This window comes from Hyphomonas sp. ske169, assembly GCF_056850855.1.
Genome location: NZ_CP096146.1, coordinates 3,472,807 through 3,498,477 on the forward strand (window position 1 = coordinate 3,472,807; position 25,671 = coordinate 3,498,477).

Genomic DNA, 25,671 nt, shown 5'->3' on the forward strand with positions numbered 1-25,671 from the left:
ATCCCGGGTTTAAACGCGCCAAGACTCCGGATGGCGCGCCAGAAACAGTTCCAACCAACGAGCTTCTTGGCTGCGCTCGAGCAGAACGACGATACAGCCGCCAAAACCTCCACCAGTCAGCCGCGCGCCCTTTGCGCCGCTTATTACCGCGTCGTCGATCAAGGCATCGATGGCCGGTGTAGAGGCTTCGAAGTCTTGGGAATAAGAATAATGACTCTCCGACATAAGGCGCGCAAACATATTGATATCGGCGGCTTTCATCGCAGCTGTCGCCGCCAAGACCCGGTTGTGCTCGCTGGTGACGTGTTGCGCTCTTTTGCGCAGGTTTTCAGGCAAGGAGGCGAGCCCGGATCGTTGCGATTGGTCGAGCAAACATAGCTCTTCGGCGCCCAGACGTTCAGCCGCTTGCGCACATTCTTCGAACCGCGCTTTGTAACGGCCGTCTGCGAGTTCTCGCCTAACGCCGGAGTGCAGCGTAACAAAGCTCCACGTGTCAGGAATATCGATCACATCATAATTGAGTGTGTGGCAGTCGAGCGCCAGGGCCGAGCCTGGATCGGACAGGCCAACCGCCATTTGATCCATGATCCCGCAGGGCATTCCGATATAATCGTTCTCTACAGCGCGGGCGTGTTTTGCGACCTCAACGGGATCGATTTGAACGCTGGCCATCTCGGCTGACGCGCGCAAAATGGCGGTAATGAGCGCAGCTGACGAGGATACGCCAGCGCCATCTGGAACATCGCTCTCAATGAACAAGTCGATGCCGCCTGAGATCCACCCGAGCGCTTCCGCTTTTGAGACCGCGCCCATAGCATAGTCGGTCCAATCTCCGCGTTTCGGATCGCCCAAAAGACGTTCGTGCTTATGCTCAAACCGCGCCGATTTAATCGCTACCAAATGGCTGTCATTGGGGGCGACGCCAACATGGATGCTGCGTGTAATGGCAGCGGGAAGCACAGCACCGCCATTATAATCGGTATGTTCACCGATCAGATTGACGCGGCCATAAACCTTTGCCGTGGCGACGGGCTTTCGTGCGAACGATTTACAAAAGCGATCTGTTATCGTCACAGGGCACCTCGTAATTTGTCGGCGGCGTCGCGCGGCATCACATCGACAGTAAACACGCCCGTCGATTGTTCGACGGAGGCCAGATATTTGACCCGGTCCGGTGCTCTCAGCAGCGGATAGAACTGCGCGGAGAACTGAAACTTTCCGTCACGTCCATAAGGCGCTGCGTGGAGGCTGAGCATGCATGGCGTTTCGCGACCGAAGAAGGCATCGTAACGCCTGACAGTGTCGCCGAGCAGATGCGCGAAACCATCTGCGGCCGTTTCGTCGAACGCCCATGGTCCCGACACAGGTTCCAAAGCAGATATCCAAACCTCATAAGGAAAGCGCGCATATCGCGGCGCGTATGAGACGAGGCCGCCAGCTTCATGGATCCTGTAAGTATTGCCCCAAGATTTGATATCTGCAGCTAAATCATAGCCCTGCTCAAACGCGTTCGCCGCATTTTGCTGCGGTGCTGGTACGATTGGGAAGCCATAGATTTGGCCGTGCGGATGGTGCAGCGTCACGCCAACTTCGTCGCCCCGATTTTCGAACGGAAGAACAAACGCGCAGCCAGCGTCGAACATCGCTTGATAGCGATCAATCCAGGCCTCGACGAGCAAGCGGCGTCTGTCCTGTGTTAGGGTTGCGAGTGAGCCGTCTGAATCAGGCGAATAGACAATCACCTCACATGCGCCGCGCGCAGAGTGAAGTTCCAGAGTTGGATCGCTAGGTTCCTCGGCATCTGGGAACAGGCTTGGAAAGCGGTTCGAAAAGACGGCGAGTTCAAAATCTTCGAACGGGATCTCTGTCAATGGCTTTCCGGGTTGGCTCGGCGCCAATGGGTTGCTTGCTGCGCTCGGTTTGAACGTGCGGTTTTGCCGCCCTGCCGCATAGATTGACCACTCGCCGCGCAAAGGGTGGCGGCGCAATTCGGATCCTTGAATGGATTCTAAATCCGCGCCGGGAACGCGACCAGCGCTGTGCCGATCGAACCCATAAAGAAACAAGTCGCGGCCGTCCGTTTTCTGATGATGGCGCCGGTGCACATCACGTCCGGATATGGCGCGCGAAAGAGTTGTCCAATTGTCGTTCATCGCGTCGGTTCCAGCCTTAGCGCCTGTAACATTTGGCGCTTTTGTCTATTCTGCTTTCGTATTCGATCACGCAAAAAACATCCAGACTCTATCCAGGTATTTTTGCAAGGCCCGCTGCAAATTTGGGTAAAATGTATTGATATATATGCGCAAATTGATTTGTGCGGGGGTTTCAAAGGAATCACAATCCGTGTGTTCTGAATGCTCAAAGTTTGATTGGTTTGGGTTTTAAAGAATTCGAAAACGATTGAAAAATTTACTATTTCCAACATTTGCGTTTTCTGCAAAATGACTCGAGTACGATTTATCGGTCTCTGAGGTGCGGAAGCTATGAGCGAATTATCTGACTATGTTACGCTAACCGCCGGAAACACGAGCCTTGTTCTAAGTTGCGCAATTGGGGCGCGCCCGAGCATTCTTTATTGGGGACCGAAGCTCGCTAATACTGATGCGGATACGCTCCGGTTAATGACCACGCGCCAACACGCGCCGGGCGGTGCCGATGCCGAAATTGGTAGTTCGCTATTAAATGAGACTGGATCGGGAATTGCCGGACTATCAGGGTTTTCAGCTCATCGCGGCGGCACGGCCTGGGCTAGTCTGTTTCGAGTTAAAGAGGTCAGGCGTCCGGCGGGTCATCGGGTCGAAATCATCTGCGAGGATGACACGACCAAAGTGCGAGCAACGCATTTTATTGGGTTCAATCCCGAGAGCAATTTGATGACCTGTCGAACCCAAATTGAAAATCTTGGCGACAGCGATTTGGCGATCGATTGGTGTGCCTCCGCGACTTTGCCGCTGGATCCCCGCGCCACTCGGTTGTTTGGATTTACAGGGCGCTGGTCGGGAGAATTCCACTTAGAAGAAGTCGCGCCATTCATTGGCAGTTATGTGCGCGAAAATAAGAACGGCCGGACTAGTCACGATAACTTTCCAGGTCTCGTCGTCGGGACGCCGGAAGCGCACGAGCAGGCAGGTCCATGCTTTGCCTTTCATCTCGGTTGGAGCGGTAATAATCGCGTTCGTGTAGATCGCCTTAGCGATGGCCGGGGATTTGTACAAATGGGGGAGTATTTCTTCCCGGGTGAGATGTCCTTGGCGCCGGGGGAGATCTATCGCACGCCGCGTCTCTATGCTGGATTCACCAGCCGCGGATACAGCGCGCTTTCGCGCAAATTTCACCACCACCTCAAGCACTCAGTCATGGATGGCCGTATCACGAACAAGCCGCGCCCGATCCACTATAATACATGGGAAGCGGTCTATTTCGACCATGATCATGAGACGCTTTACAAGCTTGCTGAAAAGGCTGCCGAAATTGGTGCCGAGCGCTATATTCTCGACGATGGCTGGTTCGGATCGCGGCGCAATGACAAAGCGGGTCTTGGGGACTGGTGGCCCTCCGAAGATGTATATCCGGACGGCCTCGGCCCATTGATCGATCATGTGACCGGGCTGGGCCTCGAGTTTGGTCTTTGGTTTGAACCGGAGATGGTCAATCCAGACAGCGAACTGTACCGCAATCATCCCGATTGGATCTTGCATGCGGATGGTGTGGAACAGGTGCCGTTTCGCAGCCAATTTGTGCTCGACCTGACGCGTCCTGAAGTCAGCGATTATTTATTCGATCACATGCACAAATTGCTCAGCGAGCACGATATTGGCTATGTGAAGTGGGACATGAACCGTGATGTTCACCATCCGGGCAGTCGTGGTCGTCCGGCCACCAATCGGCAGACCCGGGCACTATATGCATTGATTGAGCGCGTGCGAGCGGCGCACCCTGATCTAGAGATTGAAAGCTGTTCATCAGGCGGAGCACGGGCAGATTATGGCGTGCTGCGACGCACGGACCGCATCTGGACGTCCGATACAAATGATGCGCTGGATCGGCAAAACATCCAGCGAGGGGCCTCGCATTTCTTTCCACTAGAGATTATGGGCGCTCATGTCGGGCCAGAGACCTGCCATATTACTGGTCGTCGGCTGACGATGGAGATGCGGGTGGCGACCGCGATCTTCGGGCATATGGGCATGGAGCTAAACTTACTCGAAGAAGATGCGCTGAACTTAGAGACCCTAAAGCAAGGTATCGCGCTGCATAAACGCCATCGCAGACTGATCCACTCTGGCGACTTTCACCGGCTCGACACACCGGGTCACATTAATGCGGTTGGGGTCGTATCACAGGATCAGTCAGAAGCATTATTCTCTTGGTGCAACATGACCGGCCATCGCGAAACTGTACCGGGTCGGATCTATGTTCCTGGTCTCGATCTCAACCGAAACTACCGCACGCGGATTGTATGGCCGAACCCGGTGCGTTCGGTCTCGCATCCATCAATCCTGAGTGCTCTAGACCTTGGTAATGACGGCGCCGTATTGCCAGGAGACGCGCTTGCCCATGTTGGCCTCCAGGTACCGCTATTGCACCCGGAAACCTGTTTGATTTATCACTTCGAGGCGGCGTAGGGTGTTATCGCCCGATTGGCACAGCGTTTGCGCAAGCTGAAAGAGCAGCCGGATCAATGAAAGAAACCGAAGATGAGCGAAGCTGACCTTTCAAATCTAGCGGGCCGTCAAAAAGAGATTTTGGAACTCATCCGGTCTCATGGCTATGTCGCGACCGAGCAATTGGTCCGTCAGTTTGGCGTGACGGCCCAAACCATCCGGCGCGATATCAATCTGTTATGTGAGCTTGAGCTGATTGAGCGCTTTCATGGCGGCGCTGGCCGGATCGGAAACGCTTATAATCAACCTTATCAAGACCGCGTTCATGAAGGCATGGAAGCGAAACGCAAGATCGCCCGCCTCGTCGCGAGTCGCATTCCGCAAGGTGCGTCTCTTTTCTTGAACATCGGAACGACGACGGAAGCCCTGGCGGCAGAATTGGTCGGACGGACCGATCTGCGTATCGTGACGAACAATATCAATATCGCGAATATGATGCGCGAGACGGACGGCTCTGATGTAATGATCGCTGGCGGTTTCGTGCGCCAATCTGATGGCGGCATTGTTGGCGAAGCGACGACCGAGTTTCTCAAACAGTTTCGTCTCGACATTGGCGTGATTGGGATCAGCGGTATCGACGAAGATGGATCGCTTCTGGATTTTGACTACCAAGAGATCCGATCCGCGCAGGCAATCATACAAAACTCTCGTACAGTCTATCTTGTTGCCGATTCAGCCAAGTTCGGTCGACGGGCTATGGTCCGGCTGGGCCAATATGATGACATCGATCACTTGTTCACCGATCAGATGCCGCCGGAGGCGTTTATGGACGCCATCCGGCAGTCTGATATGGAGCTCCACGTCGCTGACGAGCTTTAAGCCGCTGCCGGCTTGCCAATCGTCAGTTCTGCGGTGCGGCCAAAGATAAGAGAATTGGCGATCAACGCCGTGCCAATGCTGGCGACCAAAGTCACAAACATATAGTGGATATAGTGCACGCTCGCGAACGTCGCGCCGAGGCCTTCGGTCGGTGAAATGCCAACCAGGCCATAGAGCTTGAAGCTGAACACGGCATAGACCAGGACACCCGTGACAACGCCTATGATTGCCGCCCAAGCGCTGACATTGCGGACGGCGAGGCCAACGATAAAGGCCGACAAGATCGGCATTGAGAGTAGGCCATAAAGCTGCTGCACTGTGTTGATGATGCTTTCTTGCGACGCAAATACCGGCACCAGAACAATCGCCAAAACCGTCATCGCGATGGAGACATACATGCTAAGCTTCGGCACATCGCGCGCTTCATCGATATAGGACTCGTGGAAGTCACAGACATAGAGCGCGGCTGAGGCGTTGAGGATGGAGTTGAACGTTGTCAGCACGGCTGCGGCGATGGCGGCGGCGAACGCACCTGACAGGATTGGCGGGAGGATGTCGCCGACAATCATACCATAAGCTGCGTCACCCACGTCGCCATAAAGCTTGTAGGCGACAACACCTGGAACAACCGCAATTACAGGCACGATGAGCAAGCGAATACCCGCGGCGGCGAGGATGCCTTTGCGAGCTTCTTCGACGCTCGGCGAAGCCATGGCGCGCTGTGTGATGGTTTGGTTAGTGCTCCAATAGAAAATCTGAATGAAGATCATACCTGTCAGCAATGTGTGCCATGGGATGGGCGTTTCGCTGCCATCTTCAAGCGTGTTGCCTTGGAACATGTTGAGGCGCTCAGCCGGGATATCAGAGAAGTCCCAATTGATCGCGTTGAGAGCGAGGATCACGACCAGCACTGCGAGTGAGAGGATCAACACGCCGCTATACGTATCGGAGACAGCAACCGCGCGCAGACCGCCGAGAATAGCGTAAAGCGCGCCGACAATCGCGAAGGTCACAGCCATCACAAAAATGGTCGAGTCGACTTCAACCGGGCTGCCCACAAATAGCCGCTCGCCAAGAACGCTTGAGAAGTCTGCGCCCGTAGTCGACTTCAAGAAGAGCGAGCCGCCATAAAGAATAGCGGGCAAGAAGATGAACAGATTGCCCAGCAAGAACAGGACTGAGATCACGGCGCGAATATGCTTATTGTCATATTTGCGCTGAAGCAGTTCCGTCGTGGTCGTGCAATTGTTGCGATAATAAATCGGGATGAACACAAAGGCGAGGATGAGCAGGCCGGCAACAGCGGCGAGTTCCCACCAAGCGAGCAGCAACATCTGATTGCCATTCATGCCAACCAATTGGTCGGTTGAAAGGTTGGTTAGCGTGATCGACCCGGCCACAAAATACCAGCTCAAACCGCCATTTGCGAGGAAGTAATCATGGTCAGAGCCGCGATCGCCTGACGGCGCATTGCGACAGCTGAGATAGGTCAGAAACCCGATCACAGCCGTGATCAAAAAGAATATTCCTACCTGCAATCCGTCCATACCTGCGTTTCCTCTTATGTTTGTCTCATTTGGACGGATGCCGGCACAGAGTCACTCCGCCTTGTGAAGGATGACGGGCCCGTCGTTCAGTGCGCTCTGTGGTGCAGACCCTACGCTGACTTGATGGCCGACGCCGGTGCGGGTATCGGGAGTTATGCTACGAGCCGATTTTCGAAAAGCTCTCGTAGAAGATTGATTTCATTGGAATTCATATGCAGACCAAGTTTGGTTCGTCGGATGATGATGTCCTCATAGGATCGAGCGAATTCGTGCTCGATTAAATAGTCTACCTCCTTCTGATAGAGCCCCGCGCCATAGTGGTGGCCAAGCTCGGTTATGCTTTTGGTCCCGTTTAGGATGTCGTGAATTTTGGTCCCGTAGGTTCGCGCGAGCCGGTGCGCGAGATCGCGATCGAGCCAATCATATTGAGCGACGATCGCCGCTTCGAAGGCTCCGAAATCAGCATCTCGTATATTGCCGCCAGGCAACGGCGCACCTTCGGTCCAAGGGCTGCCCATGTGCGGGAATTCGGGTTGGAGCAGTTTAAGCGCATCTTCCGCGAGCTTGCGATACGTGGTGATCTTGCCGCCAATTACGGACAGGATTTTGGCGCCGTCTTGATCGTGGAGCTTGAGCACATAATCGCGGGTCACCGAGGAAGCTTCGTCGGCATGATCTTCAAACAGCGGGCGCACCCCTGAATAGGTTGAGACGACATCTGCGGGAGAAATTTGCTGTTCGAAATATTCGTTGGATAGCGCGCAGAGGTAATCGATCTCCTCCGGCGACGCGGAGACCTGGTTCAAGTCACCTTCAAAGGGCAGATCTGTGGTGCCGATCAAAGTGTAGCGGCCATCTTCATAGGGGATCGCAAAAACGATCCGGCCGTCGCCAGCCTGGAAAATGAAACACCGCTCATCATCAAACAGTTTTGGAACAATAATGTGGCTGCCTTTGACCAACCTGACTTGAGGCGCATTGCTGTTCGTTGTGGCCGCAATCCCCGCGACATGGTCGACCCAGGGGCCCGCGGCATTGATGATCGTCTTGGCCTCGACTTCCATTGTCGAGCTGCCTTCAATGCGCAGTGTTGCTCTCCAGCCTGCGCCGTGCGGCGAAATCGACACGCACTCGGTGCGGGTCATGATGGTGGCGTTCTTGGTGGAGGCATCCATCGCGTTCAGGACGACAAGCCGCGCATCCTCGACCCAGCAATCTGAGTATTCGAACCCTTTGGAGAATTCCGATTTTAGCGGCGCGAACACATCGCTGTTCGATCGGGTTCTGGTTTTTGTCGCGGGTAGAATTTTGCGGCCGCCTAAATGGTCATAAAGAAACAGGCCCATTCGGATCAGCCAAGATGGCCGCATATCTTTATGTTGAGGGAGAACAAAGCGTAGCGGCCAAATAATGTGCGGCGCAGCGCGCAGGAGCACTTCACGCTCCATCAGCGCTTTGCGCACCAGCGCGAAATCATAATGTTCCAGATAGCGTAAGCCGCCATGAATGAGCTTTGTGCTGGCTGATGATGTGTGGGAGGCAAGGTCGTCTTTTTCGCAAAGGAGCGTCTTCAAGCCGCGGCCAGCCGCGTCGCGCGCGATCCCGGCGCCGTTAATGCCTCCTCCGATTATCAGGATGTCGTACAAAGTTCCCGACCTATCTGCTCCAGAAGGTTCATAAGCAGACTATTTATGTTCGTAAACGATAAATCGCATAGCGTATTTGAAAATTACTACGTGTTGCATGACAGAATCTAGTCCAATTTACCATGAAAACTGACAATATGTTTGAAAGCGAACATTTTGCCTCGGGCGGCTCGTGCGCGCCAATAGATTGCTTGCGTGCGGCGCTGATGTCGCTGTTGCTTGCGCGTATCAGTTTTCCGGAAATGACCCACTCGCTCCGGGCTCGCTGAGATTGAGACACTGCGAGAAAGACATCTCGGTCGGCTTCTTCTCTATTCGCCTCAGACAAGAAATTGCCTGGAACGAGGGATCCCATGGAGAAGTCATTTAAGAGTCGCCCGGCGGGGCACACTGATTTGTCAAACGCGCCTCTGCGCAGCAAATTGATGCTCGCCGCCTCAGCCGGGATCATTGCTTTGGTCGCGCCTGGCGGGCTTTACGGGACACGCGCCGAGGCGCAGGCTTTGCCGACAGGGTGTACGGATGAGCTCATCAGCGGCACGCCGAATGATAATGACAATCGGTTCGACGATGGCGAAACCGTCACCTGCGTGCAGGATCTGACGAACCCGGGCGATATCGATCCGATCACCTCGAACGTGAACACCGCGACCCTGATCATCGGTGATGGCATGACGCAGACGCAAGTTTTGAGGGCCAGTGCCGGTGGACCAATTGATCCAGGCCCCGCGAATGCGATCAAAATGTCGGGAGCGAACACACAAACGCTCGAAATCACCGAGCATGCAACGGTTCGCTCGAACGATTACCTCAATAGATTGATTGAGGTCACCTCATCGGGAGGCAGCATTGACATTAAAAGCCGCGGGACCCTGGTTTCGGCGTATGACGACCCAACAGTCAACCAAGACCGGAATGATGCGATTTTAGCGAACATCACCGGCGGAGCAGGCGATCTCACAATCGACACTCAATATGGCGTCACGTATGGAACGATAGACGCCAATAGCAACGCTGCCGGTCTGATCGATATTAAAACGGGCCAGCTCACATCTGGGACCCTTGATCGAGGCTTGGACGTTTCGGCTGGGGATGATGTCACCAGCGTAACGGTCACCTCTCACGGGGATATTCGTTCAAACTATGAGGCGGTCTACATTAAGAATTCAGGGACAGGGGAAACAAATCTAACGATCAACTCGTCGGTGGCGACGAATGGGGCGCAACGAGAAGCCGTAGAGATCGTTCATTCCGCCGACGGCGATCTCAAGTTCAACGCCTATGGCAACATCACCTCGACGAATCACTCAGCATCGATCCTAACCAATTCCGGCGCCGGCAAGTCTGAATTGCTGATCGATAGCAAGCTGACGGGTGCTTCGAGCGCGCTTGTGCTGAACCATAATAATGCCGCCGCAGCGACAATCACGCTTGGCAAAAACGGTGTCATCGAAGCAAGAGACGCCGCAAATACATCATTTATAGCTCACGGCATCAACTTGACCTCCACCGTAGCCGGAGCTGGCTCGACCATCCAGGGTTCTGTCGATCAGATGACCGGCAAGATCTATGGCAGCGTCTCTGGTGCCGAAAAGGGCGTGAGTGTCGTCAATAATAATAGCCCGATCGTGATTCAGAACCTGACCGATGTCGCCGGCGGCACCGAGCAGGGCATCTATGCCCGCTCAACCGGCGGCACGATCACGATCCAGAACATAGACAGCGTCACGAGCACCGGCAGCTGGGCGATTGATGCCGATACGCGGCTGCATTCGGGTAACTATGACCCGATCACGATGCTGCCAATTTTCACTGGCGGCGGCAATGATATCTCGATCCAGAATGTCGCTATTCCTGAGTTTGATCACGATAGTGACGCCACCACGGAAAATATCCGCAGCGCCAATGGCATCCGCGCGTTTAGTGGCACAGGCAGCATCAATATCGGCGCCGATGCCACCAACCCGAACAGTGCGATCGGCGACATTTTTACCACCGGCACAGGAATTTTAGCTGCTTCTGCAGGGGGCAATGTAAACATTCGTACAGCAGGCAAAATTTACGCTGGCAATGATGCGATCTCGGTCCTCACGGCATCAAATGCCGGTACAGTCACTGTGGATACAAATGGCGCCATCGATGCTGGTACTTATGGCATTAAAGTCGACCATAAGGGCACCGGCAATGTCATTGCGACCGCGAATGCCAGTATTACCGCCGCTGATAACGGCATCGACCTCGATCATTCTGGCACCGGTAAGGTGACTGCCACTGCTGGCGATGCAATCAATGCGAGTAAGACCGGCATTAAAGTCGATCATGAAGGCGACGGTGATGTGGAGATAACCAGCAATGGCGTGATCTCTGCTGGCACATCGGCGAGCCTCGGCGCTAAAGAAGGCTACGGAATCTACGGACGGACGGTAGATGGCAGCCTCAAGATTACCTCCAATGGGGTGGTCGAGGCTGGCCGTGATGGGATTGTTGGTTGGAACCATTCGACCGACGCAACCGATACGACATCAATAAATGTCAATGACCGCGTCGGAGGCGTATATCAAGGTGTGCATCTAGACCATCAAGCTGGTGGCCTTGCCTCCGTGCGATTGGGCGCGAATGCCATCATCTCGGGGAAAGGCGCCGAAGGCGTCCTCATAAACTCTCATTATGATAGCGCCGCCGTGCTGGTCGAAGGTGCGAACGCCGGAGTGATTTATGGCGATACAAAAGCCGTATCGGTGACCTCGGATGATGGCGCCATTACGGTGCAGAACTTAACCAGGGTATCGGGCAACAGAGGACAGGGCATCTATGCCCGCGCGGATGGCGGAACAATTGCGATCGAGAACATTAACAGCGTCACAAGTGCCGGTAGCTGGGCGATCGATGCGGATACAAGAGACTATACCGGAACTTATGACAGCACACTCGGCGGTTACATTTACGCCGGCGGTGGCAATGATATCTCGATCCAGAACGTCGCGGTTGAGAAAATCGCGATCAGCAGTGATGCCAGTATTCCAGACACTTATAGCGCGAATGGGATCTCCGCGCATAGCGGCACAGGCAATCTCAATATTGGGGCGGGAGATCCGTCTATGGGCACGGGGATTGGCAATATTTATAGCGACGGGACGGGACTCTACGCCCGCACGGATGGCGGCGCGATCGACGTGCTCGTGGACGGTCAAATTGTGACCCGCGGAAGCCACGGCATTGATGCCGCGCTCGGCGGTATGACGGCCTCGAATATGACCATTGGGGTAAACAATAAAATCGATGCAAACGCGAATGGGGTTTACGGCCGCAATGCCGGGAGCGGCACGACCACGCTGACCCTTGGCGAGTTCGGAGAAATTACGGGCCAAAATGGTGATGGCGCGAATCTCGCGAATTCCGGCGACGGTGCAAAAATCGTGGTTGAAGGTTTTGTCGACCCAATGGATTCTGCGCGGATCACCGGATCTATTTCGGGCGCGGGGGACGGTCTCTACTTATCGACAGTAGAGGGTGATATTACGGTACAAAATCTAGCGAGCGTTCAAGGGAACGGTTATGGAATAAGGGCGCGATCTCGTGGTGGCAGTATCACAATTCGAGATATTACAAGCGTCGTCGGTAACTTGCCCGCGGCCATCTGGGCCGACAGTGGCAGCGGTCAAATCACGATCGAGAACGTCGCCATACCGCAGATCGGAAGTGCAAATGTCAGTAATGGCGGCATTCGCGCAGACAGTGGCGGCGGCAATATCTCAATCGGCGGCACGACAGGAAAGACTGCGATCGGCGAGATCCATACCGACGCTTATGGGATTCGGGCTTATAGTTCTGGCGGGGACATTGGCGTCAATGTCGACGGGGCGATCGATGTTGAAAATGGAATTGGGATCTACACCCAAGCCAATGGCGGCGACATTACGATTTCGGTTAGTGATGTTACGGTTAGAGGTGGAGCAGACCGTGTCGCCATCGATACCTATACATACTATAACGGGACAACGTCGATCACGGTAGAAGGACGCGTCGCTTCGTATTCATCAGACGGCATTGGAATTGTCACCAAAAGCCAAGCAGGCAGCACGGTTACGGTGGAAACTGGCGGTTCTGTCTATGGCTCGGGCGGAACAGCGATTGAATTTGAGGGCACCGGTGATGGCTTTGGTGGAACGTTTGCGACCGATGACACACTGACACTCAATGGTGTGATGGAGTCTGACGTCTTGATGGGCACGGGCAATGATACGTTCAATTTTGGTGGGCGTATCGATCGAACGAGACAGAACGCAACAGTGTTTGGCGGCGATGGCACTGATATCGTCAACGTTACCAGCATGACGGCCAAAACGCTGACTGGTTCTGGCGGCACGAATGACTCGATCCAAGAATTTGAGATCATCAATTTCAATGGCGATAATTTCACTTTGGCTGGCACCCACACGGGCTGGAGCAATGCCAATTTCAACATGGGCACGACCATTCTGGCTGAGAATACCACGCTCGAAGCGGCCACCGGCATGATCGCCATGAAGGCCGTCCTCAATGCGCGCAATGGTTCTGTCTTTACCGGCAATCTCACCAATAATGGCACCCTGAATATCGGTTCGTCGCCTGGCGAATTCACGATCAATGGCAATTTTGCGCAAGGGTCAGATGGTATCCTGCCGATCGAGTTTGAGGGCGGTGACCATGACCAATTGATTGTCACCGGGGACGTCACATTGGGAGGCGAATTGCGCGTGAGCGTGCTAAACGGGATGTCCCCGTCGACGAGTCAGCCCTTCTCGATCATTTCAGGAAATTCGGTTTCGGGGGCGTTCGACCGGATTAGAGACTTGATCCCAGATCTCGATTTCGCCCCGACATATGATCCGACGGAAGTGGTGCTGAACTTCGTCGCTGCATCGCCTCCACCTCCACCTCCACCTCCACCTCCTCCACCACCTCCTCCTCCGCCGCCTGGTCCAGATCCAAACCCAGACCCAAATCCCGATCCAATGCCGGATCCCGATCCGATGCCAGACCCAGACCCAACACCAGACCCAGATCCGATGCCTGAGCCAGGCGGCGAAGAACCGGTCGATCCGGTGGACCCGGTCACGCCTGAACAGCCTCTGCTGTCTCCAAAAGAGATTGTGCCCTCAGCCTTGATGGCTGGCATGTTTGCTGATGATCTGTTCGCTGACAGTCTCCTCCAACGCCGCGGAGAGCGCATGCAAGACGGTGATTGGAGCTTCTGGACCGCGGCGCTTGGCGGCCAATACGATGTCGGTAATTCTGACACCCAGTCGGGCTAGGAAGGCGGTACCACCGGCTTCAGTTTCGGCGCCCAACACTTGTTCACCCATAAAGGCGCGCCGATCTTGTTCGGCTTGTCGACGGGCTTTTCAGAGGCCGATCTCGACAGTTCGGTGTCGCACGGCAAAGTCGACAGCGTGCATCTGGGCGGCTTTGTGAATGCCGAATTTGGCGCACTCTTTGTTGCTGGTGCAGCGACCCATGCTTGGCAGGATTACGACATCCAACGCGTCTTTGTTGTCCAAAACGGACCGGCGGTTGCGCTGTCAGAAACCGAAGGCAAAGCCTCAAGCTTCAAGACCGAAGCCTATTATGATCTGCTCTGGTCTGATGGAGAGAGGCAAGGCTTAGGCTTCGGTCCGCTGGTCACAGCCGATCTGTCCACGGGCACGTTCAACCGGTTCAAAGAGACCGGGACCGGGATCTTGAATCTGACCTATGAGACAGAAACCGCGCAACAAACCGTGCTTGGGGCAGGGGCCGAGGCGCATTATGCGGCGACCCTATTCGGCAACACGGTCGTCGACACGGGCTTCCGCGTGCTGGTCGAGAATGTCTCTGGCGACAGAGCGATTTCGGGCTGGGCCTCGCTGGCGGTTGATGGCGCGGTGTTTGAACCAACCTCCTCAGACTTGGATAAAAATCGGGTTGCCGCCGGCGCCGATGCGAAAGTCTATTTCTCTGACAGGATTTACGGCCACATCCGCTATGACACGACCAGAGGCGAAAACTTCACCGAACACGAAGGTTGGGCCGGGGTCACGTTCAGGTTCTAGGCTTACGACGCCAAAGTCGAGACAATAGCGCCGCAGAGTAAATTCCCTGCGGCGCTGAGGCTTTTAGACTCTATCGATCGACCAAACACCCCTCATCCGTGCATCCGGAATCCGTAGGGTCTGAAGACGGTTTATTGATCATCGCCGAGTTCGGTTGACGGAGTAGAGACATTATCTCTGCGCCTAAAACCATGTCCTCCTGCGCGCCAAATTTGTGTTTTCGAACAAAGCCATTTCGATCGATGAGGATCGATGTCGGAGTTCCCCGCATTTGATAAGCTGTCATTGTCTTCGGCAGCGGGCCTTGATCAGACGGCGCATCAATCCCAACAGGAAACGAAATCCGATATTCGTGCAAAAAAGCTTCTAAAGCCGCTTTCGTTCCTTGCGCGCTGTGATGCTCGAATACGGTGTGGAGGCCGATAACGGCGACTTCCTCTGGGTTGAACAGTTGCCGCACTCTCATCGCCTGAGGCAATGCATTGGACACACAGCCTGGGCACAACATCTGGAAAGCCTCGATGAGCACCACTTTTCCTAGTAGGCTTTGTAGCGATACAGGATCAGGTGAATTGAGCCAGCCGACAGTCTCAAGTGGTTTAGCGCGTAGAAGGTTCATACTGTTGCTCCGCTCTGGACCGTGCCTAGTTCAATTGGCCGGGAAGACTGAGATCGCCAGACGCAATATCGAACACATCGGTCACGCAAAAGAGCGGCGAGTGGATGTTGGCATTTACGCGCAAGGCGGCGGTCACACCGTCATAAGACATGTCGCTGACATCCAGACCGTGGGGAAAGGCGACGTTTATTTTGACCTGAGGCCCATCGAAAAGCGGGGTAAAGCCAGGGCTGTCTAGTAAGATCGGCAGGCCCGGCCAGGTCGCCGGAAGGTTCGGCTGGCTGCCTTCGGGGATATCTTTGACGGCCAGCGCACCCGGGCCACACGCCTCTGTTGGGCTCAAGACGACCCAGTGACTATGCCAGGTTTGGCCATCATTGCTGGCGTCTCCATCTCGGTTTTCATCAAACAATGGCGTATCATCAAAATCTGGATGTATGGCTGCCGCTAATGCGAGGATGCCAGCGCCTTGATCGAACCCCACCGTCGAAGGGTCCAGCGATGTGGGCCAGACATAGGCGTAAGCAGGGGCGCCTCCGAGTTCGCCAACCGGCTCCGGTGTTTCAGAGCCTGCGACGCCATTGGTCGTCATATGGAACGTAACGATGTTTCCATTCGTATGTGCGTGCGTGAAGACGATATCGAGGGCTTCGACTTTCGCCTGGTCGATGGGAGACTCTATTCCAGTTTGCTGATCGGGTCCGTTGCTGTGACCGTTATGGGCTGACGCTGATCCAGCCATCAAGGATAGGGCAATTGCTGAACAAGTGAGAATTCGCATGGGTATGATCCTTACCAAAAGTTGACGAAGGATCAGGTAGTTTCGAGTCGATACTATGTCAATGTATTAATTTCGACTCGCTACTTTCTGGCATGCGCATTGTGTCCTACATAGGCGATTGGAGAGGTGACGAATGACCGACACAGATTTGGCAAGACAGTTGATTTCACGTCTCGCGCGACTCGATGCGGACGCGGGGCGGGGGCAGGGTTTGAACCCGGCACAAAGGATGGCGCTGGAATATCTCGCACGCGCGAACAGATTCTCCAGGCAACCCTCTCACGTCGCGGAGTACATGGGCTCAACACGCGGGACGATATCTCAAACACTCAAGACATTGCGTGAAAAGAGACTGATTTCGGAATTGCGGTCTGAGACCGATCGCAGATCTCTTTCCTACGATCTGACGCCTAAGGGCCGTAAAGTACTTACAAATTCGAGCGCATTGAGCCGCGCTTTCACAGACCTTTCGGCGAAAGAGCTGGGTCAATTAGAGCGCTCGCTGCAGGTCGTGCTGAACACCTCGCTGCGATCCAATGGTTTTAAGCCGTTTGGCGTTTGCAAAACCTGTCAGCATTTTGACCCGCGGGGAGACGGCGGCTTTTGCAAACTCCTTCGCTTGCCGCTCGCGCCGGCAGAGACTGAACAGGTCTGTGTCGAAAATGTCCCGGCGTGAAAAAGCAGAACAGGTCGGTCTGAGCTGCTGAAATCGCCGAATAGATGCGTCATCCGCAGGTTTGGCGGGCGTTACTTCAAACCCGCTTGGCGAATAGATTCTTGCAGCCGCTCGACTTCCGATCTCCCAAATTCTCTCAACCAATCGCCAAATTCGGGCAGCTCCGCGGGCTTGCAGATCCAATACCCTTGCGCAGCATCGCAGCCGAGCGATTGCATGGTGGCGTATTGCTGAGGGGTTTCTATGCCTTCAACAATGGCCGGCAATTCGAGACCTTGGGAGAGCTTTAATATCGCTTCGACAACCGTCCGCGCGCGATGACATTCAATGTTGGCGATGAGCGATCGGTCGATTTTGACGCCATCGAGTTGCAGCTCCAGCAATGCCCACATTGATGTATGTCCGGACCCAAAATCATCGATCACCGTTTTGATGCCGACATTGCTCAGCTTCTCAATTGTCTTAGCTGCGAGGTCGTTTCGGTTTTCGATTAGAATTGACTCCAAAACCTCGACCACAAGGCAATCATGAGACAACGATCGGGCCGCAAGTTCCCGCTCAATGATTTCGACATAGTGTTTTGATCGAAGCGATTTTGCTGATGCATTGATGGACACACTTGGAATTTCAAATCCCTGAGCGCGCAATTCGATCAGGGCGTCGAGGGCTTTACACATAACCCGCTCGTCAAAATCATGGATCAAGCCAACGCTTTCCATCGTGTCTAGAAACTCTACCGGAACCATCAGGCCATCGCCGTCAGAGCGTCTGATCCGTCCGAGCGCCTCCATGCCGAGCAAGGCTCCGGTGGAAAGAGAGATTTGAGGCTGCAACACGCACGTGATCCGGTCTTCTTCAAATGCGAGTTTCAGATCATTTATCAATGTGCGTTGCGAGTGCACGTCTTCGCGCATGGCGCCGGTAAATTGGCGCGCGATCCCGCGTCCTGCGCGTTTCGATTCATAGAGTGCGACATCGGCGTTGGTAATGAGGGACTCTGTTGAGCTACAGGCTCGATCGGAAATAATATAACCGACACTCGCGCCGACGTGACACTCGATGCCATTCACAAAGATCGGGCGTTTGATTTGCTGGATAATCGTCTCGCACAGGTCCTGAATATGCTGAGCGGGGACGCTGGAGGACTTCGTCGTGACGATCACGAATTCATCGCCGCCGATCCGGGCGACCAAATCATCTGGCCCACACGCATTCTGCATCCGCTCTGCAGCTTTACGTAAGACGCCATCTCCAATCGGATGCCCGTGTGCATCATTGACCTCTTTGAAATGATCGAGGTCGATATGGATGACACAAATCTGGTCATCTGTCGGATGGGAACAGCGAAGCGCATCATCGATGTGCTGTTGCAGGTTTTGGCGATTGGCGATGCCAGTAAGCGTATCGTGAAGAGCGGCATGGCGGAGTTTTTCAGACGCTTCGATCAGCTTTGTCTGGGCGTCAGCAAGAGAGGTGATCTTTTCTTTTGAGTCGCTTGCAAAATAGGCAAGGCCGGCGGCGCAAAATGCCGTGGCAGTGGCGAGCAATGCCAACGCCGCGATAGAGGTAATATCGTCTGGGTATGGCTCTGGCCGTATTAAGCCATGGGGCTGCATGGCCAGCATCGCGGCATAGGCCAGCACAACGGACACGGCGGAAATAATCGTCGCGCGAGTCCCTAAAAACAAAGCCGCGGCGATTGGCGACGTGATCATGATCGGCGCAACATAGCCTTCCAGGCCGCCATTGACGACGCTGCCCGCAAAACTCGCTGCGAGGGTGAGCACGACCATCGCGACAGCGCTTGGCACAAATAAATTGGGGCGCAGACTGAACCGGCTAATTGCCGCGAAACCTAAAACCGCAAATATTGAGATGATCTTGCCCGGGCGAATGCCAGGCAGCACCATGAAAATAACCGCCGTGAACACAATGAGAATAGCGCAAAATGAAAGCGCCATACGAGATAGCAGTTTCTGTTTACGCTGAAAGTCGGCCTGTCTTGTTTCGTCTATCAGAGCTGAATCAAACGGTATTTGCACGCTACACCCCAAATTGTATTTAGGAGAAATATAACCCTGGGTTGTTTATATTCGGTTTAATTGAGGTGCCTAAATTAGAACCGCCGAGTATTGGTCTCGAAGCATTGATTACTTTTGTGGTGAGCCAAAGGGTCTTCAGGATGTTGTTTTAGCCACCCACCGGTATTGTTTTCCGGATCTCGCCTCTAAAGAAGCATCCCGTTTTCTGGAATATTGAAATGGCTTAGCTAATCGCCCGAAAGGTTCGATATCTTGATGACGAGCCGATCGCGAAAGGCTGGCTTCGCGTCGGAGGCAAGGCATAGGAATACGCCGATGAGGGCCTGATTTCTGAACCCGCTTAAATCGAAATATCCATTCGCCCAGTCCTGTCGCGCCAGGCGATAACAACCATAGATTTGCGGCCCCAGCACTTCCGGCGCAATCTTCCCTCGCAAAAGTCCCGCTTCGACGGCGCGCGCACATGCGTCGATCGGTTGCTGAACGAAGTGCGCGAAGATGCCCTGATCTGAGCTTTGCTCGAACAATCCACTGCGATCTCCGGCGATAAAAGCGGCGCGGAAGAACGCTTCATTGGTCGCGAAATGGTCCGCCAAATCATTGATCAGTTTTGCAAACGAATCCTCAACCGGACCTGTTCCGGCTTGATCTTGGATCACGCGCAATTGCGTGACCATTTCATCAATGATGACGGTGAGGATTTCATTCTTGCCGCCCACCAGATTGTAAATCGTGGGCACGGTTAGACCGGCGCGCGCGGCGAGGTCTCGAATTTTCAAAGCTTCAAAGCCCTCATCTGCAATGAGAATACGGGCTTCGCGTAGGATATTCTCCCGTCGCTTCGCCATATTCTTTGAGCGTGTGGTTTCGCGTGAGGCAAGCGTCTCGACAGTCATAGAGAACCCTTAAGTCGATTTTTGGATTGACACAAGAATTAAACACCGTTTAAATTTAAACACTGTTAAAGCGAAAAGGATTCCTCATGTCTGACCCTCATTATATGGATTCCATCGACGCCTGCGCAGCGCATTATGGTGATGATTCTGACGCGATGCGGGACTATCTGATCTCTGGGCACAAGCGCGCGATGGCTTTGGATAATCGCGGCCCCATCGAATTTGACACGGATGGCAATCTCGAGCGCCATATCGTCGACGCTTACAAGAGATATGGGTTCTACGTATTTACCGGCGTTCTGCATGAGGAAGAGCTGGATGATATCAAGCAAGACCTGGCAGAAATGAAAAAGCGCTTCCCAGCCGGTCCGGGCGAGGCGCTAACCGCCGATGGCGCTCCCGCTCTTGGTGCGGATTGCAAAACGACAACACTCGTCTGGTCAAAGCCATTGGGCGATCCGCTAGGCGGTTCGGCGCTCGCGAATGGACGTCATCAGGTGAAACTCCTCGAACCTAAAGCCGCCGATGATGCACCAGACGCTGCGCCTTTCATCCTTTTGGGTTCCTTGCAATTCTCCGAAACGTGTTTGCGCGTCTATGGTCATCCGCAATTGTTGAAAGTGGCGGAAGATATCAATGGCAAAGATTTCGCGCCTTTCAATGAGAGCCTGTTTATCAAAGAACCCGGGATTGGTGCGGCTGTCTCGTGGCATCAGGACGGAACGACGCATTGGGATAGCGAAGACTTTGATGATGGCATTCACGGCTTCAATTTTATGGCGCAAGTCTATGGAAGTACGGCGGTAAATGGCGTCTGGGTTTTGCCGGGCAGCCACAAGCTTGGCAAAGTCGACATCAAGAAACTGGTTGAGGAATCAGGCAGCGAACGGATTGCCGACACTGTGCCGCTGGTCTGTGATGCAGGCGATGTTGTCATGTGTAATCGCCAATTGGTGCATGGCTCTTTTGCCAATACCGGTTTTGAGCCCCGCATAACTGTAAATATGGGTTTCCATCGCCGCAGTTCCGTCCTCGGCGTGACCGGTGCCGGGACGCACAGCGCCGTCCAAGTTTTCGACGCAGACCTCATCGCCAAACGCTCTGAGGTGATTGGCTTTGGCATTGATGCTCGGAGGAAGCGTTTCCCGAATGAAAAGCCCTACGAGTATCAACCCTTTATCGAGCAGGGCTTATCCTATGAGTGGAATGAAGAAGCGAAAGCCTCGCTGCACGATTACAATGCGCTCGATCTGAGCATCTAATTCGATCCGCCGATCCAAACTGCGCGCTCCAGACCAGGAACCGAGGCGAGTGCGCAGTCCTCTTAATTATCTCCAGATGAGACTGCGTTTATGACCCACGCCGCTACCGTGCTCGCCATGCATTCCGAAATGCACACACTGTTTCCAAACCGTCCCAAAAGATGGAACTGGTTGGACACCAAAGGAGAGGTCGAGGCCACCATCACGAACCACGGGGCGGAGGTGGATATTCTGCTATCGGCCAGCATCGAGAAGCTCGACAAGGCGATGCTGTCTCGGTTCCCGAATCTCAAGATGGTCGCATCGGTCTCCGCGGGGTTCAGCAATATCGATCTCGACGAATGTCGCTCGCGCGGAATTGCAGTCACCAATGCCCCAGGAATGAATTCGGGTGATGTGGCCGATCTTGCCGTCGCGATGATGACATCGCTGCTCCTGCGCATTCCGCAAACTCAAGACTATATCATGACGGACCAGTGGGTGGCCGCCGCGCCGCCGCTGCGACACTCGATCCGCGAAATGCCGGTTGGCATTGTGGGGCTTGGGTCGATCGGCAAAGAAGTCCTCGCAAGACTGAAGCCTTTTGGCGTCGATCTTAAATGGTGGGGGCCTCGTCCCAAACCGGATATCGAGATCCCATATATCGACTCTCTCGAAGACTTGGCGGATCAATGTCGAGGCCTAGTCGTCTGTTGCAGACCGGATGAAACGACGCGCCATCTTATCAACGAAAAAATCCTCAACACGCTTGGTCCCGATGGCGTTCTTGTGAACGTTTCGCGGGGCAGTGTGGTAGATGAAATCGCACTGATTGAGGCGCTAAAGTCGAACCGGCTTGGTGGCGCGGGCCTCGATGTGTTTGAGCCTGAGCCGACCAATAGCGCTCGTTGGGCCGGCGTTCCAAATGTCATTTTGACCCCACATCAAGGGGGCGCGACGTTCGAAACGCTCTTCACGCAAGCGCAATTGGCGCAATCAAACATTGAGAACTTCATAGATGGAGAGCCACTGCTTTCTAGTGTCCTTTGATTGCGGACAGTCGAGCCATGCGCACATGCGGTCTTCGTTTATTCAGGTGCGAAATTAATCTGCTTGCCGTCGCCGGTCCTTGCTTCGAGCCAGTCGCTCAATCTAGTCATGCAGATGATCCGAATGGTGGCGTATCCTCGGCTGATTAGACCTAAATCTTCGAGATCCGATAGAGCGCGATTCATCGACGCTCGCGATACACCCAGCGTGGCCGCCAAATCTGATTGCCGAAACCGCAATTCGGGTTCGGCCGGTGGATCGGGTGATAAGATCAGCAAGTATTTCGCCACGCGAGGCAGAAGCGGCAGAATTCGCAGAGCGTGAAGCATCTCTAAGGCAATAAATGAGCGCAAAAGGGTCGCTCGCGTAATCGCCAGCAAATAAGACGGATCCTCATCGCACAGACTCAAAAAGCGCTTCGCTGGAATGTGCAGGAGTTGAGTGGATCCGATCGCGGCAAGATCGTGAGTGCGCGGCAGGTCCGTGAACACGGTAAACTCGCCAAAGGTCTGACCCGGCCCAAGAAACGATGTCAGGATGAAGCCCCCATCGGATGAATAAATGCCTGCCTGCGCCGCGCCTGATTGAACAATTGAAAGTCCTGAGTCTGCATCTCCACGACTTTGTATGAAGCGACCATTTGAATAGTGTCGCACATGGCCGATGGTTCTGAGCGTGGCGATCTGCTCACTCGTTAAGAAGTCTAAGAACGGCTTGGCGCGATATTGAGCGAAATCGGTCATCCCAAAATGTCGCATTTTTGACATTCTTAGCCAAGCCTCCCTGCTATCAAAGAGTCAAAATATTTGCTGATTGGACTCAGCACGGGAGATCTAAATGCATTTAAAAGAGACCATTTCGACATTCGTCCTCGCCTTGGCGCTGGCTGGATGCGGCGCAGCGACCGATGACGCTCCATCGAATTCAACTGAGTCCAATGTCTCAGACGGACCCGCGGAAGAAATTGAACGCACCGACAATTTTGCAGAGACTCGTAACGCCTATTTTGGCGATCTGCATATTCACACGCGCAACAGTTTTGATGCTTATATTTTCAATGTCAGACGCACCGCGGACGATGCCTATCGCTTTGCTAAGGGGGAGACGGTCCAACACCCATCCGGGTTCGATATGACCATTTCCGGGGGTCCATTGGATTTCTATGCCGTCACGGATCACGCGGAATATTTGGGCATCTTACCATCGATGAACACGCCCGGATCCGCCCTCAGCGAATTGCCGCGCGCGAAGGATATGTTCTCAACTGATCCAGACAAAATCACCGCAGCTTTTCAAGGTGTCGGGGCGTCTGTCCGATCTGGCGAGGCGATTGAAGAGATGATTGACCAGCCTTTGATCAATTCGGTCTGGTTAGAGAATATAGACGCCGCTGAGCGCCATAATGAACCTGGCGTTTTTACCACATTTTCAGCCTATGAGTACACATCGGTGACCGTAAACGACGAAGAAGGAACATTTGGCGGCGGAAATCTGCATCGCAATGTCTTCTTCAAAGGGGCCGCCCCTGGGCGCGCTTTCTCAACGCTTGACTCGACCAATCCAGAAGATCTTTGGGATTGGATGGATGAGCAGCGAGAATTAGGTTTCGAAGCGATTGCGATCCCGCACAACTCAAATGTCTCCGACGGCCAGATGTTTAAACTAGAAACATATGATGGCGGTGCCCTGAGCGCGGAATATGCGGAACAGCGGATGCGGAATGAGCCCTTGGTGGAAGTCACCCAAGTGAAAGGTACCTCTGAAACGCACCCGGAGCTTTCCCCCAATGACGAATGGGCGGATTTTGAACTCTACGACCGGTTGCTTGGTTCTTATCAAGTCTCAGCGACTTCCGGCGGTTATGTGCGTGAAGCCTATGGCCGTGGTCTCGATCTGTTGGAGAGTGAAGGGTTCAACCCATTCAAGTTCGGCTTAGTGGCCGCGTCAGACAGCCACGTCGTCGGCGGGGCGTATGCCGAAGACGATTATTGGTCAAAAGTTGGCATCATCGATGGCCGGCCCATCAATCGCGGCTCTGTCCCGATCGCTCCAGATGCCGATCCAACCGACGCTTTTTCTTTGAAAGCAGGTACGAGCTGGGATGACCAACCCGAAATCGGCACTGTCATGAATGCCAACGAGTGGTTCTCGCGCTGGTCCGCTTCAGGGCTAACAGGCGTGTGGGCAGAAGAAAACACGCGTGAAGCCATTTTTGATGCCTTTCGCCGGAAGGAAACGTTCGCGACCACAGGTCCACGCATGAAAGTTCGGTTCTTCGCGAGCCTAGACTTTGAGACCCTTTCAGTTGATGCGCCGGACCTGGTGGAACAGGCCTATGCGAACGGTACTAGCATGGGCGGAGACCTCGCCGGCGATGGTCGCGCCCCTCGTTTTCTTATTTGGGCGCAACGCGACGCAAATGCTGCCGCCCTCCAGCGCGCGCAGGTCGTCAAAGTCACCAGTTCAGGCGAGGCCGTTTTCGATGTTGCCTGCCACCAAGGCGAACCCGACCCGGAAACACATCGCTGCTCGGACAATGGCGCCAGCGTTGATTTGCAAACCTGTGAGACAATTGGAGAAGGTGCCGCGGAGCTAAAAGCGCTTTGGTCCGATCCGGAATTTTCAGCCGATCAGAATGCCGCCTATTATGTGCGAGTATTGGAGAATCCGACGTGTCGTTGGACAACGTGGGAGGCGCTTGCCGCCGACGTTCCCGCGCGCCCCGATCGTTCGAAAACGCTGCAAGAACGAGCCTATACGTCTCCCATCTGGTACGCACGCAGCCAATAGATGAGACGCCTTATTCGTGAACCGCTGGTTCATTTCGTCGTACTCGCAGCGCTCGTTTTTGCGATCAATCATTGGTTATCTCAAGTGCGCGCGCATGAAGAGGCAACGATCCGTGTATCAGCGTCTGAACAAGATCGCTTAGCAGCCCTTTACGCGGCCGAAGCCGGCACATTGCCGAGCCAACAGGATATGAGGGCGATGATCAGCGACTATGTCGAGCAAAAAGCGCTGGTCCGGGAAGCGCGCCGCTTAGGATTGGCAGAGGGCGACACAGTCATCGAGCGCCGCTTAGCGCAGAAAATGACCTTCATGATCTCGGATATGGAGGAGGTAACCACCCCCGCACCCGGAGAATTGGAGAGCTGGTTCGCCGAGAACCAGCAAGATTTCGAAGACCCCCAGCGCATCTCATTTCGCCACGTTTTCTTCGCAGAGGCGGATCCAGAACGGGTCGACACGACGCTGCAAAACCTGTCGCAAGCGCCAAACACTTGGCCCACCTTTGGTGACCCTTTTATGTTGCAGCGGACTTACACAAATCTGCCCGTTCGCGAGATCGCTCGTCTCTTCGGTGCAGAGTTCGCGGCAAGTTTGGCAACCGCGCCAGGTGAAACTGATGTATGGCAAGGGCCATTCGAGTCAGCTTTGGGTCTGCATTTGGTTCAGATCCTTGAGGTCCGAGACAGTTCACTGCCCGAGCTAGATACTATCAGAGACCGTGTGATGGATCGATGGCAACAGGAGAGAAGTCGCGAACTCTCACGGGCCGCCATCGATGAAATCATCGCGCAGTATGATGTCGAAATCGAGACTCCTCAGTGACCCTTTT

The 25,671-nt window shown here is 54.3% G+C and carries 17 protein-coding genes and 1 pseudogene; 9 read left to right on the forward strand and 9 right to left on the reverse strand.

The window, feature by feature from the left end:
• Window positions 1-9 precede the first annotated feature (9 nt).
• Complete coding sequence (galK, locus tag MY069_RS16880) at window positions 10-1,074, reverse strand: galactokinase (RefSeq protein WP_482794955.1); 1,065 nt, start codon at window positions 1,072-1,074, stop codon at window positions 10-12.
• Window positions 1,071-2,153: a galactose-1-phosphate uridylyltransferase gene (locus tag MY069_RS16885; protein ID WP_482794956.1), complete on the reverse strand. Its 1,083-nt coding sequence runs from the start codon at window positions 2,151-2,153 to the stop codon at window positions 1,071-1,073. Before MY069_RS16885 ends, galK begins: the two co-directional genes overlap by 4 nt.
• 330 nt (window positions 2,154-2,483) lie before the next feature.
• On the opposite strand from MY069_RS16885, the gene MY069_RS16890 reads away from it, so the two are divergent.
• Window positions 2,484-4,625: an alpha-galactosidase gene (locus MY069_RS16890; protein WP_482794957.1), complete on the forward strand. Its 2,142-nt coding sequence runs from the start codon at window positions 2,484-2,486 to the stop codon at window positions 4,623-4,625.
• Window positions 4,626-4,697: 72 nt separating this feature from the next.
• Window positions 4,698-5,483, forward strand: a complete 786-nt coding sequence (locus MY069_RS16895; RefSeq protein WP_482794958.1) for a DeoR/GlpR family DNA-binding transcription regulator — start codon at window positions 4,698-4,700, stop codon at window positions 5,481-5,483.
• Here the strand turns inward: MY069_RS16895 and MY069_RS16900 are convergent.
• Complete coding sequence (locus MY069_RS16900) at window positions 5,480-7,030, reverse strand: sodium:solute symporter family transporter (protein ID WP_482794959.1); 1,551 nt, start codon at window positions 7,028-7,030, stop codon at window positions 5,480-5,482. The two genes, MY069_RS16895 and MY069_RS16900, sit on opposite strands and share 4 nt — an antisense overlap.
• A gap of 152 nt (window positions 7,031-7,182) precedes the next feature.
• Complete coding sequence (gene glpD, locus MY069_RS16905; protein WP_482794960.1) at window positions 7,183-8,676, reverse strand: glycerol-3-phosphate dehydrogenase; 1,494 nt, start codon at window positions 8,674-8,676, stop codon at window positions 7,183-7,185.
• A gap of 353 nt (window positions 8,677-9,029) precedes the next feature.
• Between glpD and MY069_RS16910 the strand changes: the two genes are divergently transcribed.
• Window positions 9,030-13,970 carry a beta strand repeat-containing protein gene (locus tag MY069_RS16910; RefSeq protein ID WP_482794961.1) on the forward strand — a complete coding sequence of 1,647 codons (4,941 nt, stop codon included), beginning with the start codon at window positions 9,030-9,032 and terminating at the stop codon, window positions 13,968-13,970.
• Window positions 13,971-13,988: 18 nt separating this feature from the next.
• A pseudogene (locus MY069_RS16915) lies at window positions 13,989-14,747 on the forward strand (autotransporter outer membrane beta-barrel domain-containing protein); the annotation flags it as partial.
• Window positions 14,748-14,817: 70 nt separating this feature from the next.
• On the opposite strand, the gene MY069_RS16920 reads toward MY069_RS16915, so the two are convergent.
• Both MY069_RS16920 and MY069_RS16925 read right to left on the reverse strand, forming a co-directional pair.
• Window positions 14,818-15,366, reverse strand: a complete 549-nt coding sequence (locus MY069_RS16920) for a TlpA disulfide reductase family protein (RefSeq protein ID WP_482794962.1) — start codon at window positions 15,364-15,366, stop codon at window positions 14,818-14,820.
• 25 nt (window positions 15,367-15,391) lie between these two features.
• Window positions 15,392-16,147 carry a hypothetical protein gene (locus tag MY069_RS16925; RefSeq protein ID WP_482794963.1) on the reverse strand — a complete coding sequence of 252 codons (756 nt, stop codon included), beginning with the start codon at window positions 16,145-16,147 and terminating at the stop codon, window positions 15,392-15,394.
• A 133-nt stretch (window positions 16,148-16,280) separates the two neighbouring features.
• On the opposite strand from MY069_RS16925, the gene MY069_RS16930 reads away from it, so the two are divergent.
• Window positions 16,281-16,823: a MarR family winged helix-turn-helix transcriptional regulator gene (locus MY069_RS16930; RefSeq protein ID WP_482794964.1), complete on the forward strand. Its 543-nt coding sequence runs from the start codon at window positions 16,281-16,283 to the stop codon at window positions 16,821-16,823.
• Between the two features lie 71 nt (window positions 16,824-16,894).
• Here the strand turns inward: MY069_RS16930 and MY069_RS16935 are convergent, their stop codons facing one another.
• Entirely contained in the window at window positions 16,895-18,865 is a 1,971-nt protein-coding gene (locus tag MY069_RS16935; protein ID WP_482794965.1) for a putative bifunctional diguanylate cyclase/phosphodiesterase, read from the reverse strand.
• A gap of 227 nt (window positions 18,866-19,092) precedes the next feature.
• Window positions 19,093-19,761 carry a TetR/AcrR family transcriptional regulator gene (locus tag MY069_RS16940; protein ID WP_482794966.1) on the reverse strand — a complete coding sequence of 223 codons (669 nt, stop codon included), beginning with the start codon at window positions 19,759-19,761 and terminating at the stop codon, window positions 19,093-19,095.
• Between the two features lie 86 nt (window positions 19,762-19,847).
• Between MY069_RS16940 and MY069_RS16945 the strand changes: the two genes are divergently transcribed.
• The gene (locus tag MY069_RS16945) at window positions 19,848-21,023 is read left to right on the forward strand and encodes a phytanoyl-CoA dioxygenase family protein (RefSeq protein ID WP_482794967.1); all 1,176 of its coding nucleotides are present in this window, start codon (window positions 19,848-19,850) and stop codon (window positions 21,021-21,023) included.
• Window positions 21,024-21,113: 90 nt separating this feature from the next.
• Window positions 21,114-22,052 carry a 2-hydroxyacid dehydrogenase gene (locus tag MY069_RS16950; protein WP_482794968.1) on the forward strand — a complete coding sequence of 313 codons (939 nt, stop codon included), beginning with the start codon at window positions 21,114-21,116 and terminating at the stop codon, window positions 22,050-22,052.
• A gap of 38 nt (window positions 22,053-22,090) precedes the next feature.
• On the opposite strand, the gene MY069_RS16955 is transcribed toward MY069_RS16950, so the two are convergent.
• Window positions 22,091-22,819 carry a Crp/Fnr family transcriptional regulator gene (locus MY069_RS16955; RefSeq protein WP_482794969.1) on the reverse strand — a complete coding sequence of 243 codons (729 nt, stop codon included), beginning with the start codon at window positions 22,817-22,819 and terminating at the stop codon, window positions 22,091-22,093.
• 70 nt (window positions 22,820-22,889) lie between these two features.
• Here MY069_RS16955 and MY069_RS16960 point away from each other — a divergent pair, with 70 nt between their 5' ends.
• Together MY069_RS16960 and MY069_RS16965 are read left to right on the forward strand one after the other, a co-directional pair.
• Window positions 22,890-24,842, forward strand: coding sequence for a DUF3604 domain-containing protein (locus tag MY069_RS16960; RefSeq protein ID WP_482794970.1), 1,953 nt, complete (start codon window positions 22,890-22,892; stop codon window positions 24,840-24,842).
• Entirely contained in the window at window positions 24,843-25,664 is an 822-nt protein-coding gene (locus MY069_RS16965) for a peptidyl-prolyl cis-trans isomerase (protein ID WP_482794971.1), read from the forward strand.
• Window positions 25,665-25,671: the final 7 nt, after the last annotated feature.

Excerpts from the sequence above, each read along its gene's own strand:
- MY069_RS16885 (WP_482794956.1), bottom strand. The coding sequence starts at position 2,153 with ATGAACGACAATTGGACAACTCTTTCGCGCGCCATATCCGGACGTGAT.
- MY069_RS16940 (WP_482794966.1), bottom strand. The coding sequence starts at position 19,761 with ATGACTGTCGAGACGCTTGCCTCACGCGAAACCACACGCTCAAAGAAT.
- MY069_RS16920 (WP_482794962.1), bottom strand. The coding sequence starts at position 15,366 with ATGAACCTTCTACGCGCTAAACCACTTGAGACTGTCGGCTGGCTCAAT.
- MY069_RS16890 (WP_482794957.1), top strand. The coding sequence starts at position 2,484 with ATGAGCGAATTATCTGACTATGTTACGCTAACCGCCGGAAACACGAGC.
- MY069_RS16950 (WP_482794968.1), top strand. The coding sequence starts at position 21,114 with ATGACCCACGCCGCTACCGTGCTCGCCATGCATTCCGAAATGCACACA.
- MY069_RS16910 (WP_482794961.1), top strand. The coding sequence starts at position 9,030 with ATGGAGAAGTCATTTAAGAGTCGCCCGGCGGGGCACACTGATTTGTCA.
- MY069_RS16900 (WP_482794959.1), bottom strand. The coding sequence starts at position 7,030 with ATGGACGGATTGCAGGTAGGAATATTCTTTTTGATCACGGCTGTGATC.
- MY069_RS16960 (WP_482794970.1), top strand. The coding sequence starts at position 22,890 with ATGCATTTAAAAGAGACCATTTCGACATTCGTCCTCGCCTTGGCGCTG.
- MY069_RS16925 (WP_482794963.1), bottom strand. The coding sequence starts at position 16,147 with ATGCGAATTCTCACTTGTTCAGCAATTGCCCTATCCTTGATGGCTGGA.
- MY069_RS16965 (WP_482794971.1), top strand. The coding sequence starts at position 24,843 with ATGAGACGCCTTATTCGTGAACCGCTGGTTCATTTCGTCGTACTCGCA.
- MY069_RS16930 (WP_482794964.1), top strand. The coding sequence starts at position 16,281 with ATGACCGACACAGATTTGGCAAGACAGTTGATTTCACGTCTCGCGCGA.
- MY069_RS16895 (WP_482794958.1), top strand. The coding sequence starts at position 4,698 with ATGAGCGAAGCTGACCTTTCAAATCTAGCGGGCCGTCAAAAAGAGATT.
- MY069_RS16945 (WP_482794967.1), top strand. The coding sequence starts at position 19,848 with ATGTCTGACCCTCATTATATGGATTCCATCGACGCCTGCGCAGCGCAT.
- MY069_RS16955 (WP_482794969.1), bottom strand. The coding sequence starts at position 22,819 with ATGTCAAAAATGCGACATTTTGGGATGACCGATTTCGCTCAATATCGC.